We start from the raw sequence: 13387 nt of genomic DNA, 5'->3' as shown, positions 1-13387 counted from the left end.
GTCTCAGTGCCCAGGTGGCGGAATTGGTAGACGCGCACGGTTCAGGTCCGTGTGCCGCAAGGTGTGGAGGTTCGAGTCCTCTCCTGGGCACCACGGAATTTAAATCGGACTTGCTTGCCGACTACGGTCGCGAACAAGTCGGATAGTAAAAAGGCAGTAAAGACTGCCAAAGCAGTATCAGCAGTACTTGCAGTAAACCTGCTAGAGCTCATGGCTCTTACAGTGCCCAGGTGGCGGAATTGGTAGACGCGCACGGTTCAGGTCCGTGTGCCGAAAGGTGTGGAGGTTCGAGTCCTCTCCTGGGCACCACCCGCATAGATGACGAAGCCGCTTTGCGCGGATTCGATAGCAAGACAGAAAGCCCCGAACATCGGAAGATATTCGGGGCTTTTGCTTTGCTGCCGGTGTATTTGCCTGTTGCGGATTTAACGGCACGCCCGCTATTTCATTTTCGTTTCGGCTTTATGTCTTTGCTCGTCGACGTGGCGGGGGTTATCTCGTTAATCGCCACGCCGATATGCCGGCTTCGCGGTATTAATCGCCTTCCCTTTTCATACGCGCCGGCTTAGCGCCACGGCACCTTGCGCTGCAAGTGATGGCGCGCATACAGGTCTTCACCCATGCCCTCGATCTGTCCGTCGATCAACGCCTCGAAGGGACGCAGCAATGCGTCGACGTTCATGGGCGCCTCAATGGCGTTCAAGGCGTGCGTGACGGCTTCGATGGTGGACAGCGCCCCGGCGATATCGGCGTGGCGCACGCGATAGCGCGTCACCAGGCCGGCGGGCAACATCACGCGCGGCAGCGCAGCCAGGTCGGGGTTGATATGCAGCAGCTTGCGCGCGTGCCCCCACGTGCCGTCGGGCACGATCAACTGAATCGGCTGGTCCAGGCCACGCCCATAACCAGGAGTCAGCACGTCTGCGGCAGGCCCCGGAAACAATAGGCGCGGCGTATAGCCGGGCTCGGCCCAATCGCTGGCGGTAAAACGTTCCCCCACCACGCGGCGCGCTCCGGTCAAGCCCAGCACGGCCAGCCGGGCCGTGTTCAAGGCATGGCGTGCTTCGCTTGGATGCTGAAGCACCACGACGCGGGTGCGGCATGACAAGGAAGGGATCAGCGCGCACAGGCAATGGGATTCCGGACGCAGGCAGCGCGTGCAAAGGGTACGTGACATGGGGCGACACTATAGCGAAAGCCGGCCGCGCAAGGCGTGCGAAAAAATCAAAAAAAGGCACGGCACCGGCTTGCACGCACAAAAGAAAGTGTGCATAATCTCGCTTCTCTGCTGCTGAACAAGAAACGACGCGCAAGCGACGCAACAAGTGAAGCACCAGCGCCCAGGTGGCGGAATTGGTAGACGCGCACGGTTCAGGTCCGTGTGCCGCAAGGTGTGGAGGTTCGAGTCCTCTCCTGGGCACCAATTATTACATCACGAGGTACCTGTCGTGATGCGCCAAGAAAAACCCCGATCGTGAAAACGACCGGGGTTTTTTCTTTTGCATGCGGCCGTTATCGCCGCATCAGCCATTGCACTACGCACCGCCCTACTTCAGCTCGCGCGTCATCACCACGTGCGGAATTCCGGCTTCGACGAACTCTTCGCCCTCGACGACAAAGCCGTGCGCCTGATAGAAGCCGGCGGCGTGGGTCTGCGCATGCAGCACCAGCATGCGATGCCCATCGCCATGGCCCTGTTCGATCAGGGCGTCCAGCAACAGCCCGCCCACGCCCATGCCCCGCGCCCGCTTCTGCACGGCCATGCGGCCGATGTGCCCGTCGGGCAACAAGCGCCCCGTGCCCATGGGCGTGCCGTCCGGCCCATACGCCACGGCGTGCACCGATAGCGCGTCGTCGTCATCCAGTTCGACCTCGGGCGGCACCTTTTGCTCGACGACAAATACCTCGTAGCGAACCGCACTGGCGTCTTCGCGCAGCCGGTCCCAGGTGCCCAACGCAATACGCACCGCTGATTTTTTTTGGGTCGACATCTTCATTTCCCTCGCGAGCGGCAATCAACAGGAAATATCCTACGCCGCATTCTCAACAGGGGATGATACCGGGACGAAAAGGGGTACGATCGCGGCTTGCCCCCGTTGCCCGCATCCAACATGACACCCGCCGCCGCCCCGACCTGGTTGAAAGCCGCGCCCGCGCTTTTTCTGTTGTTGTGGTCCAGCGGTTTCGTCGTGTTGAAAATTGGTCTGGCCTATGCCGACCCGCTGACGTTCCTGGCCGTGCGCTACGCCTGCGTGGTGGTGATTCTGGCTCCGTTCATGCTGGTGCTGCGCCCGGCGCTGCCCCGCGGGGCGCGCGCCTGGGGGCATCTGGCGATGGTGGGCCTGCTGCTGCAAGCCGGCTATTTTTGCTGCACCTATCTATCGCTGAAATTGGGCATGTCGGCCGGCGGGCTGGCCCTGATCGCGTCATTGCAACCCATTTTGATCGGCCTGCTGGCCCCGTTGATCGCTCACGAGCGCGTCGATGCGCGGCGCTGGGCGGGCCTGGGGCTGGGCGTGGCGGGCGCGGTGCTGGTAATCATGGCCAAGGCGTCCATCGACGTGCTGGCGCCACTTGGGCTGCTGTTCGCCGTGGGCGCGCTGCTTTGCATTACCAGCGGCACGCTTTACGAAAAGCGTTTTGGCGTGGCCACGCATCCGGTCACGTCCAACCTGCTGCAATACGCCGTCGGCCTGGCGGTGACCGCGCCGCTGGCGTTCTGGCTGGAACCCATGCGCATCGAATGGACCGGTCCGCTGCTTGCCGCGTTGGCTTATCTGGTGGTGGGCAATTCGCTGGTCGCCATCACCTTGTTGTTGACCATGATCCGCCACGGCGAAGCGTCCCGCGTGTCCGCCCTTTTCTTCATGGTGCCGCCCTGCACCGCCGTTTTTGCGTTGCTAGCCCTGGGCGAACCGATACCCGTATTGGCGTGGCCCGGCATGGCGCTGGCCGCATTGGGCATCCTGCTGGTCACCCGCAGCCCGCGCGCGCGCCAAGTAGAATGAGCGCCTTCCCGCGCCTGCCCCCGCCACCCACACCCCACCGATGAACGCCGTCATTACCGCCGCCCTGCCGGTCTTTGCGCTGATCCTGACCGGCTGGCTTGCCGCTCGCGGCAAGGTGCTGGGGCCCGGCGCCACCGACGCGCTGAACCGCTATGTCGTCTACCTGTCGTTGCCGGCGCTGCTGTTTCGCGCAATGACGCAGGTGGACCTGACGCACATGGCGCATTGGGGTTTTGTCGCCGCCTTCGCGGGCGGCATCGCCGTTACCTTCCTGGTGTCTTTCCTGCCTGGCCGTGGCGGACGCCGCGCACTGACCGACCGCAGCATCGAAGGCCTGGCCGCGTCGTATGCGAATGCCGGCTACATGGGCATTCCGTTGTGCGTGGCGCTGTTCGGCGCGGAAAGCCTGGCGCCGGCCGCCTTCACCACCCTGCTGACCGCCAGCGTGCTGTTCGGCTTTGCCATCGCGCTGATCGAGTTCGACCGGCAACAAGCCCCCAACCCCGCCGCCACGCTGTTGAAGGTGGGCCGTGCCTTGATGCGCAACCCCTTGCTGGCCGCGCCTATCCTCGGGCTGGCATGGGCCGCCACCGGCCTGGCCCTGCCCGAAGGCATCGACCGCTACGTGGCGCTGCTGGGCGCGTCCGCCAGTCCGTGCGCGCTGGTCACCATCGGCCTGTTCCTGGCGCAGACCGAAACTGCCACGGCCGGCCCCGGCGTGCTGCGCCTGGTGACCGGCAAGCTGCTGCTGCAACCGGCCGTCACCGCGGTGCTGGCCTTTTATGTTTTTTCGATGCCGCCGCTGTGGGCATGGACGGCCGTGCTGATGAGCGCGCTGCCCATCGGCACCGGCCCCTTCATGCTGGCCAAGATGTACGGGCGCGATGCCCGCCTGACTTCGCGCGCCATTCTGGTTTCCACCGTAGCCTCCGTGCTGACCGTCAGCCTGCTGGTCGCCTGGATCAGCGCCCACCCCATTTCCTGATTGATCGTCATGCTGCTTGCCGCCGCCATCTTCGTTCTAACCATCACCCTGGTCATCTGGCAGCCGAAAGGCTTATCCATCGGCTGGAGCGCCGTCATCGGCGCCGGCCTGGCGCTGGCCACGGGCGTAGTGCACCTGGCCGATATCGCTGACGTCTGGCGCATCGTCTGGAACGCCACCGCCACCTTTATCGCCATCATCGTCACCAGCCTGATCCTGGACGAAGCCGGCTTCTTCGAATGGTCGGCCTTGCACGTCGCGCGTTGGGGCGGCGGGCGGGGACGGCTGCTGTTCGTGTTGATCGTGCTGCTGGGCGCCGCGGTGTCCGCGCTGTTCGCTAATGACGGCGCGGCGCTGATCCTGACGCCTATCGTCATGGAAATGCTGCTTGCGCTGGGCTTCGGGCCGGGCGCCTCACTGGCCTTTGTGATGGCCGCGGGGTTCATTGCCGACACCGGCAGCATCGCGCTCATTGTGTCGAATCTGGTGAACATCGTGTCGGCCGACTTCTTCGGCATCGGCTTTGGCGAATATGCGTCGGTGATGCTGCCCGTCAACCTGATGGCCGTGGGCTCCACGCTGGTGGTGCTGCTGCTGTTTTTCCGCAAGAGCATTCCGCCACGCTACGACGTCAGCCAATTGCCCAGCCCCGCGTCCGCCATTCGCGACCCCATCACCTTTCGCGCGGGCTGGATCGTGCTGGCCTTGTTGCTTGCGGGCTTCTTCGTGCTGGAACCCATGGGCATCCCGGTCAGCGCCATCGCTGCGGCCGGTGCGCTGGGCCTGCTGGTCATCGCCGGCCGCCAGCACATCGTGGGCACGCGCAAGATCATGCGCGAGGCGCCCTGGCACATCGTGATTTTTTCGTTGGGCATGTACCTGGTCGTGTACGGCCTGCGCAACGCCGGCCTGACCGCGCACCTGGCCCAGGTGCTGGACCGCTGCGCTGAATACGGGCTGTGGGGCGCCGCAATGGGCACGGGCCTGATCACCGCGTTCCTGTCGTCGGTCATGAACAACCTGCCCACGGTGCTGGTGGGCGCGCTGTCCATTGCGGACACCAGCGCCACGGGTCCGCTGAAAGACGCCATGATCTACGCCAACATCATCGGCAGCGACCTGGGCCCGAAGATCACCCCGATCGGCAGCCTGGCAACGCTGCTGTGGCTGCACGTGCTGGCGCGCAAAGGGCTGCGGATCACGTGGGGGTATTACTTCAAGGTGGGCATTGTGCTGACGTTGCCGGTGCTGCTGCTCACGCTGGCCGCGCTGGTGTGGCGGCTGCAATAGCGCACAAATTTGCCCGCGGCGCTTAATAACTTTTAGTTATTATTCAAGCATAAATTGATGGTTTGAGCCATTAGAGCGCCGCCGTAAACTTTCAAGCATCTCCACGGGCGCCCCTACACGCGCCCGTTTGCTTTGAACCGATTCGATCCCGCCGGGATGCCCCATGAGTTCCAACGCCTCGACCTTGCCCCTGCCCTCGGCCCTGCCGCCCCTGCACATCAACCGCAAGCCCTTGTGGGTCGCACTGCTGCTGTTGCTGGCCGGCGCGCTCTATCTGCTTCAAACCGTCAGCTGGCGCCAGGGTGCGCTGTGGATGATCGGCGCGTTGCTGGGCGTCACGCTGTATCACGCGTCTTTCGGCTTCACGCAGGCCTGGCGCGTGTTCGTGTCCGACCGACGCGGCGCGGGCCTGCGCGCACAAATGTTCATGCTGGGCGTGGGCGTGCTGCTGTTCTTCCCGTTCCTGGCCGCCGGCACACTGTTCGGCCAGCCCGTCACGGGCTTCGTATCGCCCCCCGGCGTGTCCGTGGTGCTGGGCGCGTTCCTGTTCGGCATCGGCATGCAGCTGGGCGGCGGTTGTGCGTCCGGCACGCTGTTCGCGGTGGGCGGCGGCAACACGCGCATGCTGGTCACGCTGCTGTTCTTCATCGTGGGCTCGGTCATTGCCACGGCCAATTTCAGCTGGTGGTCGACACTGCCCGCATTGGCGCCCACATCGCTGATCAAGACCTGGGGCCTGGCACCCGCGTTGATGGCCAACCTGGTGGTGTTTGCATTGATTGCCTGGGGCGCCACCGCGCTTGAAAAGCGTCGCCACGGCCATGTGATTTCCTTCGCTTCGCGCACCGCGCGCCCCGTTTCCCTGCTGCAAGGCCCGTGGCCGCTGATCTGGGGCGGCGTTGCGCTGGTTGTGCTGAACTTCGCCACGCTGGCGCTGGCCGGCCGCCCCTGGGGCATCACGTCCGCCTTTGCCTTGTGGGGCGCCAAAGCCTTGAATGCCGTCAGCGGCGATGTGGCCAGCTGGACGTACTGGAGCAAGCAGCCGTCGCTGGGCGCGCCGTTGCGCCAGGACGTCACCACCGTGATGGACATCGGCCTGATGCTTGGCGCCTTGGCGGCCGCCAGCGCCGCCGGTAAATTTGCCCCCGTCTGGAAGGTGCCCGCGCGCTCGCTCGCCGGCGCCATCATCGGCGGCCTGCTGCTGGGCTATGGCGCTCGCCTGGCTTTCGGCTGCAACATCGGCGCGTACTTCAGCGGCATTCTGTCGGGCAGCCTGCATGCCTGGCTGTGGCTGCCGGCCGCCTTCGCGGGCAGCGCGCTGGGCGTGCGCCTGCGCCCCGCCTTCGGCCTGGCCGTCGAGAAAACGCCACCGGCATCCAGCTGCTGATAGCCCGCCGCTGAAAAACTGTGTTCCACGAATCGCCCCCTTTTCAGGGGGCTTTTCTTATTTTGGCCGCGCCGGCTGGTGTATGGTGGCGTCACTTGCGCACCCCGGAGAGAACATGAGCTGGATGCTTGGCCGTTACACGGCCTTTTTATTGACCCTGGCCGGCGCTGCCGTCACCGCCGTCCTGGCGGCTACGGATTCGCTGTGGTGGCTATGGGCCGCTATTCCGCTGGCGATGCTGGGCGCGCTTGGCGTCTACGACCTGATCCAGACGCGCCACGCCATCCGGCGCAACTATCCCGTGATCGGTAACCTGCGCTTTCTGTTCGAGTTCATCCGGCCCGAGATCCGCCAGTATTTCCTGGAAGACGACACGCAGGCCGCGCCTTTCTCGCGCGCGCAGCGTTCCATTGTTTATCAGCGCGCCAAGCGCGAAATCGACAAGCGGCCCTTCGGCACGCAGGAAGACGTATACGGCGACCGCTACGAATGGATCAACCATTCCATGTCGCCCTCGCACATCAATGACACGGACTTTCGCGTCACAGTGGGCGGCCCGGACTGCACGCAGCCCTATTCCATGTCCGCCTTCAACGTGTCGGCAATGAGTTTTGGCGCCCTGTCCGCGAATGCGGTGCTGGCCTTGAACGAAGGCGCGCGCCAAGGGGATTTTGCGCATGACACCGGCGAAGGCGGAATCAGCCGCTACCATCGCCAGCCGGGTGGCAGCCTGGTGTGGAACATTGGCTCGGGTTACTTCGGATGCCGCGACGAACAAGGGGCGTTTTCCGAAGAAGCCTTCATCAAGAACGCCTGTACGCCGCAGGTGAAGATGATTGAAATCAAGCTGTCGCAGGGCGCCAAGCCGGGCCATGGCGGCATCTTGCCCGCCGGCAAGGTCACGCCGGAAATTGCCGAGGCGCGCGGCGTGGCCGCGTGGCAGGACTGCAATTCCCCAGCCAGCCATTCGGCTTTCGACACGCCTATCGGCTTGATGAAATTCGTGGCGCGGCTGCGCGAATTGTCCGGCGGCAAACCGGTGGGATTCAAGTTCTGCGTGGGCCACCCGTGGGAATGGTTCGCCATCGTCAAGGCCATGCTGGAAACCGACATTACGCCGGACTTCATCGTAGTGGACGGCGCGGAAGGCGGCACGGGCGCGGCGCCGGTCGAATTCGTGGACCACGTGGGCACGCCGCTGCGCGAAGCGTTGCGCCTGGTGCACAACACCTTGATCGGCGTGAACCTGCGCGACCGCATCAAGATCGGCGCATCCGGAAAGATCATTACGGCCTTCGACATGGCACGCGTCATGGCCATGGGCGCCGACTGGTGCAATGCGGCTCGCGGCTTCATGTTTGCCATTGGCTGCATCCAGGCCCAGGCATGCCACACCGGCAAATGCCCCACCGGCGTCACCACGCAAGACCCGTTGCGGCAACGTGCGCTGGTAGTGCCTGACAAGGCCCAGCGCGTGGCCAACTTCCATCACAATACGCTGCACGCGCTGGCCGAACTTCTGGCAGCGGCGGGCCTGACGCACCCGGGCCAGCTGCGCCCGCATCACATCGCGCGCCGCATTTCGTCCAGCGAAATCCGCTTGTTGTCGGCACTGTTTCCGGAGTTGGCGCCGGGTGAACTGCTGCGAGGCGAGTTCCGGCATCAGGTGTTCCGCGTGGGCTGGGCCATGGCCCAGGCGCAATCGTTCCAACCCACGCAAGACATCACCACGGCGTTGGCCGAGCACCGCGCGTAGCCGCGCGGCGCTGACCGCGTGGGCGGCTCAGTGTTCGAACGCGGGCGCTACAGCCAGCGTTCGAACATCCGCGAAAAGAACTCCATGAACCGGTCGTCCACGCCACGCCGGCGCCACGTTTCTTTGGTGATGGGCACGGAATCGGCAACATCGCGCTGGAACAGCGCTTCCATTTCGCCGGCGAATTCCGGGCCCAGCACGACCGCATTGATTTCGTAGTTCAACGCAAAACTGCGCCAGTCCATATTGCTGGACCCCACCGTGGACCAGACGCCGTCCACCACCGCCGTCTTGGCATGCAGCAAGGCATCGCGCCGCTCGTAGAGTTTGACGCCGGCTTCCAGCAGATCGGTGTAATGCGAGCGGCCGGCGTTAAAGACCAGCGACGAATCACTGAAGCCCGGCAACACCAACACCACATCGACACCGCGCCGCGCGGCCGCCGACAACACCTCGATGAAGGCCGGGTCAGGCACAAAGTACGCCATCGTGATGTGGATCGATTTCTGCGCGCTTTCAAACGCCGACATCAGCGTCAGATAGACGGTATAGCCGTCGCTGCGATCAGGTTGATTCGCCAGGATGCGCACGGTGGTCGATCCCATCGGCGGTGCGACATGCGTGCCGCCGCCCTTGATAGGTTCATCCGATTGCGACGCCCACCCGGCTTGAATCACCTGTTCCAACTGAGCCACGGCCGGCCCTTCGATGCGCAGGTGCGTATCGCGCCATGGCGCGGCCTTGGCGTCGCCCTTGGCCTTGGGGCCGTCCTGCTTTGCGTCGTCCGGATTGGCATCGGTTTCTTTTTTGCCGGCGCCGCTGCCTGAGCCACCATTGGATCCGCTACCCGAAGCGGCACCGGACCCGCCGCCCGACCCGGGGCTGGAGCCCGAGGCGGACCCGGGCGACGATTCATAGACGCTGCTGACGTTGATGCCGCCCAGGTAGCCGACCTTGCCGTCCACCACCAGCACCTTGCGGTGATTACGCTGGTTTGGCGACCACCCCGCGCGCGCGGCCACCGGGTTGACGGGGTTGAACACCGCCACTTGAACGCCCGCGTCGCGCAAGCGTTGAAACAAGGCGTCGGGCGTCTTGATGGTGCCCACCGCGTCGACCATCAATAACACTTCGGCGCCGCGGTTGCGCGCGGCGATCAGCGCTTGCGCGAAGCGTGCGCCTTCGGCGTCGTCTTCAAAGATATAGGTTTCCATGTGCACATAGCGGCGCGCCTGTGCAATGGACTTCAGCATCGCCTGATAGGTGGTGGGCCCGTCGGCAAGCAATTTCACTTGGTTGCCGGGCGACAGCGGCGCGCCGCTGACAGCCTGCTCGACCGCCAGGTGCCGCGCCAGGAAATCGTCTTTCGGCGTGTTGGGGTCGGCAACAATGCCCTGCCCGCGCCGATAACTTTCGCGCGCCGCTTCGGCCGACAGCCCAGCCTGTTCTTTACGGGCCTGGCGTTCGTCGGCGTCCGGCACGCGGGCGCAGGCCGCAAGCAGCGTGGCCGCGCAAGCCAGCACCAATGCGTGGGCCCAACGGCGCGCGCCGGGCAGCCACGAAGGCGCGCCCGGCGCGCGTACTACCCGGCCCAAGGCCGGTGGTGGTCTCATGGCGACCGCGGCTTAACGCCGGCCGCTGGCCACCAGGCAGCCCAGCAAGGCGCCTACCAATGCCGCCACGCCCACCGACTTCCAGGCGTGCTCGTGCACGTATTCATCGGCGTACGCCTTGGCGCGATAAGCACGTTCGCGTGCAGCGCCTTCCCAGTCACCCGCATGGTGGCGGGCTTCGGCAAGTTGCGACTTCAGCCGAGCACGGGCGGATTCAATCTCGGAGCCCGTATAAGAAGCCGTCGAACGCAAGAGGTCCTCGGTTCCAGAGAGCAGATCGCGGAAGCTATCGTTGACCCGGTCACGGTGCAGAGCCATCTCGGCGCGTTGGTGCTTTCGATTCATAGTCGCTCCTTTGAAGATTGGGGTCGCAAGGGTGGAAGGCTACGCCGCGTTGTCGCAACGTCAACGACGCCACCCCGTTGACCATGTCCCCATTGTGCCGATCATTTCGCGTCGCCGCTCCAGCTTTCGCAACCAGCCGTAATCCGATATTTCAGCGGCCCGAAACTTGCTGTAGGGCTACCGCGAAGCGCCGGGCATGCGGCATCCCCGATTCGGCCCGCTGCTTCGATTTCGTAAAAGTCCATTGCATTCAGCGGCTTAGCGCTTGACACCGCAGCCCCCCTGGCCGCCACAATAACCCCCTTGCAATGCGCTTCAACTGCCTCAAAAAAGGAATGAACGCATGGTTTCCCCTTCCGCAATGCTTGCCCCCGTAGCGCCGTCTTTCGTGGCGCACGAGGCCCAGCCCACCCGTTCCGAACAGGCAGAGCTGCGGGACGGCCTGCTGGACGATCCGGCGCATATCGATCCCAAGTTTCTGTACGACGCGCTGGGCTCGTCGCTGTTCACGGCCATTACCCAACTGCCCGAGTACTACCCGACGCGCTGCGAAGCCGAGATTTTTCAACATCACGCGCAGGACATCGCCCGCCACATCGGGCCGGTGCAATCAATGATCGACCTGGGCGCGGGCGATTGCGTCAAGGCCGAGCGCCTGTTCGCGCGCTTGCGCCCCAAGCACTACATCCCCATCGATATCTCGGCCGACTATCTTCAAGCCGCCGTGGAACGCCTGTGCTTGTCGTACCCCGACCTGGAGGTGACCCCGGTCGGCCAGGATTTTTCACAAATTCTTGCGCTACCGGCGGGCGTTCCCGCAGCGCAGCGCCTGTTCTTCTATCCCGGTTCCAGCATCGGCAACCTGAATCCCGATGATGCGCTTGCCATGCTCAAGCGCATCCGGGCGCAATGCGCCGGCGGCGGACTGCTGGTGGGCGTGGACCGGGTCAAGCCCAAGCAGGTGCTTGAGCCCGCTTATGACGATGCGCTGCACTTGACCGCGGCGTTCAACCTTAATTTGCTGCGGCATGTGAACAGCGTGCTGGACAGCGATTTCGACGTGGCCGATTGGCGCCACGTCGCCTTGTTCAACAGCGCCCGGTCCCGTGTGGAAATGCATCTGGAAGCGCTACGCGCGGTGCGTGTGTCATGGCCCGGCGGTCAGCGCGAATTTCGGGCGGGTGAACGCATCCACACCGAAAATTCCTACAAATTCACGCCGCAAGCGTTCTCGGACCTGCTGCAACGCGCGGGCTTTGGCGACATTGCCCACTGGTCGGATTCGCGCGGCTGGTTTTCGGTTTTCAGCGCCCGTGCATGACGCGGGCAGTTCATCAACGCCACTGGAGGATCGCCATGGAACCTGCCTGCCTGCTGACTCACCCCGCCACCGGACCCTACGCAAGCGGGCAGGCCGGCCAGCATGACCGCTACGACGCGGTGCGGTCCACCAGCACCGCGCTTGCGGCGCCGCTCAGCCCTGAAGACTGCCAGGTGCAGTCCATGCCGGACTGTAGCCCCGTCAAGTGGCACCTGGCGCATACCACGTGGTTCTTCGAGACCTTTCTGCTAACGCATTTCCACCCGGCCTACAGCGTGTTTCACCCGCAGTACCGGATGCTGTTCAATTCCTACTACAACGCCATCGGCGCCAAGCATCCGCGACCGCAGCGGGGGCTGCTGTCGCGCCCAGGCCTGTCCGAAGTCCAGCAATATCGCCAGCATGTCGATGCGGCCATGCACGACCTGATCTCGCGGCTGGGCGGCAATGACCCGGCGTTTGATGCGCTGCTTGACCTGGGCTTGAACCATGAACAGCAACATCAGGAACTGATCCTGACGGACCTGAAACACATGCTGTCCTTCAACCCGCTCAAGCCCGCGTACGTGGCGCCGGGCTCGCCCGCACTGCCACCGGCCACGCCGGCCGGTTGGACACGCTATGGCGGTGGCATCACGCGCATTGGCCACGACGGCCGAGGTTTCGGTTTTGATAACGAAGGCCCGGCGCATGAAGTCTTGTTGGGGCCTTACTACCTGGCCGACCGCCTGGTCACCCAACACGAGTTCCTGGAATTCATCCGCGACGGCGGCTACAAGCGGCCCGAATTGTGGCTATCGGCCGGTTGGGACCGCGTGTGCGCCGAGGGCTGGCGCGCACCACTTTACTGGCAAGGCCAACGCGACGACTGGCAGGTCTTCACGCTACGCGGCCTGCGGGAAGTGGAATTGCAGGCGCCCGTCACGCACGTCAGCTATTACGAAGCCGACGCCTATGCGCGCTGGGCCCGCGTGCGCCTGCCGCGCGAAGCGGAATGGGAACACGCCGCGCGCCAGCAAACCGACCCGGTATTTCCGGGCCGCGCCAACATGCTGGAAAACGGCCACCTGGACCCGCGTCCCGCCCCCGCCCGCAATGCGTCCGGCGGACCGGTTCAGCTCTTTGGCGACACCTGGGAATGGACGGCAAGTTCGTACGACGCCTATCCCGGCTACAAGCCCGATGCGGGCGCGGTCGGCGAATACAACGGCAAGTTCATGTGCAACCAATACGTGTTGCGCGGCGGCTCGTGCGTGACGCCACGCGACCATGTCCGGGCCAGCTACCGCAACTTTTTTCCACCGGAAGCACGCTGGCAATTTTCGGGCATTCGGCTGGCGAGGGATGCGTGACGCGAGTTGCTGATGTTTAGCTTGCCGCCCGCTTGCACGCGAAAAAAGTTTTATGCTAGAATTTCGTTCTTCGTTGATCAGCGACACGGATTTGGAAACAAACCGGGCACTGAAAAGCGAAGAAAGCAGGAAAGAAGTTGGCGCATTAGCTCAGCCGGTTAGAGCGACGGAATCATAATCCGCAGGTCCCCTGTTCGAATCAGGGATGCGCCACCAGAATTTAAAAAGGCCCTCACTTCGGTGAGGGCCTTTTGCATTGCGGGTATGGGTATGGGTATGGGTATGGGTATGGGTATGGGTATGGGTATGGGTATGGGTATGGGGCGGGGG

At 64.0% G+C, this 13387-nt stretch carries 11 protein-coding genes and 4 tRNA genes; 11 read left to right on the top strand and 4 right to left on the bottom strand.

From position 1 onward, the window contains the following. Positions 1-8 precede the first annotated feature (8 nt). Together V6F88_RS27295 and V6F88_RS27290 are read left to right on the top strand one after the other, a co-directional pair. Positions 9-93 (top strand) — tRNA-Leu (locus V6F88_RS27295). Positions 94-224: 131 nt separating this feature from the next. Further along, positions 225-309 (top strand) — tRNA-Leu (locus V6F88_RS27290). A 256-nt stretch (positions 310-565) separates the two neighbouring features. Here V6F88_RS27290 and V6F88_RS27285 read toward each other — a convergent pair. Further along, positions 566-1177 carry a tRNA-uridine aminocarboxypropyltransferase gene (locus V6F88_RS27285; protein WP_332613443.1) on the bottom strand — a complete coding sequence of 204 codons (612 nt, stop codon included), beginning with the start codon at positions 1175-1177 and terminating at the stop codon, positions 566-568. Between the two features lie 161 nt (positions 1178-1338). On the opposite strand from V6F88_RS27285, the gene V6F88_RS27280 reads away from it, so the two are divergent. Further along, positions 1339-1423, top strand: a tRNA-Leu gene (locus V6F88_RS27280). A gap of 124 nt (positions 1424-1547) precedes the next feature. Here the strand turns inward: V6F88_RS27280 and V6F88_RS27275 are convergent. Next, a complete protein-coding gene (locus tag V6F88_RS27275) occupies positions 1548-1991 on the bottom strand; it encodes a GNAT family N-acetyltransferase (RefSeq protein ID WP_046805555.1) in 444 nt (147 codons plus the stop codon). A gap of 120 nt (positions 1992-2111) precedes the next feature. On the opposite strand from V6F88_RS27275, the gene V6F88_RS27270 reads away from it, so the two are divergent. From V6F88_RS27270 to V6F88_RS27250, 5 genes are all read left to right on the top strand, one after another. Then, positions 2112-3008 (top strand): DMT family transporter, encoded by an 897-nt coding sequence (locus V6F88_RS27270; protein ID WP_332613442.1) that lies wholly within the window; start codon positions 2112-2114, stop codon positions 3006-3008. Positions 3009-3048: 40 nt separating this feature from the next. Next, positions 3049-3993, top strand: a complete 945-nt coding sequence (locus tag V6F88_RS27265) for an AEC family transporter (protein WP_332613441.1) — start codon at positions 3049-3051, stop codon at positions 3991-3993. A gap of 9 nt (positions 3994-4002) precedes the next feature. Continuing rightward, complete coding sequence (locus V6F88_RS27260; protein ID WP_332613440.1) at positions 4003-5283, top strand: arsenic transporter; 1281 nt, start codon at positions 4003-4005, stop codon at positions 5281-5283. 163 nt (positions 5284-5446) lie between these two features. After that, on the top strand, positions 5447-6670 hold the full coding sequence (locus tag V6F88_RS27255; protein ID WP_332613439.1) for a YeeE/YedE family protein: 1224 nt from the start codon (positions 5447-5449) through the stop codon (positions 6668-6670). A gap of 115 nt (positions 6671-6785) precedes the next feature. Then, on the top strand, positions 6786-8426 hold the full coding sequence (locus tag V6F88_RS27250; protein ID WP_332613438.1) for an FMN-binding glutamate synthase family protein: 1641 nt from the start codon (positions 6786-6788) through the stop codon (positions 8424-8426). 47 nt (positions 8427-8473) lie between these two features. On the opposite strand, the gene V6F88_RS27245 is transcribed toward V6F88_RS27250, so the two are convergent. Together V6F88_RS27245 and V6F88_RS27240 are read right to left on the bottom strand one after the other, a co-directional pair. Next, a complete protein-coding gene (locus V6F88_RS27245; protein WP_332613437.1) occupies positions 8474-10039 on the bottom strand; it encodes a phospholipase D-like domain-containing protein in 1566 nt (521 codons plus the stop codon). 12 nt (positions 10040-10051) lie between these two features. After that, the gene (locus tag V6F88_RS27240) at positions 10052-10384 is read right to left on the bottom strand and encodes a DUF883 family protein (protein ID WP_046805506.1); all 333 of its coding nucleotides are present in this window, start codon (positions 10382-10384) and stop codon (positions 10052-10054) included. A 343-nt stretch (positions 10385-10727) separates the two neighbouring features. Between V6F88_RS27240 and egtD the strand changes: the two genes are divergently transcribed. The 3 genes from egtD (at position 10728) to V6F88_RS27225 (ending at position 13273) form a co-directional block, all read left to right on the top strand. Next, positions 10728-11705 carry an L-histidine N(alpha)-methyltransferase gene (gene egtD, locus V6F88_RS27235; protein ID WP_332613436.1) on the top strand — a complete coding sequence of 326 codons (978 nt, stop codon included), beginning with the start codon at positions 10728-10730 and terminating at the stop codon, positions 11703-11705. Between the two features lie 35 nt (positions 11706-11740). After that, positions 11741-13057 carry an ergothioneine biosynthesis protein EgtB gene (egtB, locus tag V6F88_RS27230; protein WP_332613435.1) on the top strand — a complete coding sequence of 439 codons (1317 nt, stop codon included), beginning with the start codon at positions 11741-11743 and terminating at the stop codon, positions 13055-13057. 139 nt (positions 13058-13196) lie between these two features. After that, positions 13197-13273: transfer RNA gene (locus tag V6F88_RS27225), tRNA-Met, on the top strand. The last annotated feature ends 114 nt before the right edge of the window (positions 13274-13387 follow it).

This window comes from Achromobacter sp. ESBL13, assembly GCF_036668755.1.
GTDB lineage: Bacteria > Pseudomonadota > Gammaproteobacteria > Burkholderiales > Burkholderiaceae_B > Achromobacter.
Note: the sequence above shows the minus strand (reverse complement) of the source record. Positions and strands in the feature narration are given on the sequence as shown.

Excerpts from the sequence above, each read along its gene's own strand:
- V6F88_RS27285 (WP_332613443.1), bottom strand. The coding sequence starts at position 1,177 with ATGTCACGTACCCTTTGCACGCGCTGCCTGCGTCCGGAATCCCATTGC.
- V6F88_RS27275 (WP_046805555.1), bottom strand. The coding sequence starts at position 1,991 with ATGTCGACCCAAAAAAAATCAGCGGTGCGTATTGCGTTGGGCACCTGG.
- V6F88_RS27270 (WP_332613442.1), top strand. The coding sequence starts at position 2,112 with ATGACACCCGCCGCCGCCCCGACCTGGTTGAAAGCCGCGCCCGCGCTT.
- V6F88_RS27265 (WP_332613441.1), top strand. The coding sequence starts at position 3,049 with ATGAACGCCGTCATTACCGCCGCCCTGCCGGTCTTTGCGCTGATCCTG.
- V6F88_RS27260 (WP_332613440.1), top strand. The coding sequence starts at position 4,003 with ATGCTGCTTGCCGCCGCCATCTTCGTTCTAACCATCACCCTGGTCATC.
- V6F88_RS27255 (WP_332613439.1), top strand. The coding sequence starts at position 5,447 with ATGAGTTCCAACGCCTCGACCTTGCCCCTGCCCTCGGCCCTGCCGCCC.
- V6F88_RS27250 (WP_332613438.1), top strand. The coding sequence starts at position 6,786 with ATGAGCTGGATGCTTGGCCGTTACACGGCCTTTTTATTGACCCTGGCC.
- V6F88_RS27245 (WP_332613437.1), bottom strand. The coding sequence starts at position 10,039 with ATGAGACCACCACCGGCCTTGGGCCGGGTAGTACGCGCGCCGGGCGCG.
- V6F88_RS27240 (WP_046805506.1), bottom strand. The coding sequence starts at position 10,384 with ATGAATCGAAAGCACCAACGCGCCGAGATGGCTCTGCACCGTGACCGG.
- egtD (WP_332613436.1), top strand. The coding sequence starts at position 10,728 with ATGGTTTCCCCTTCCGCAATGCTTGCCCCCGTAGCGCCGTCTTTCGTG.
- egtB (WP_332613435.1), top strand. The coding sequence starts at position 11,741 with ATGGAACCTGCCTGCCTGCTGACTCACCCCGCCACCGGACCCTACGCA.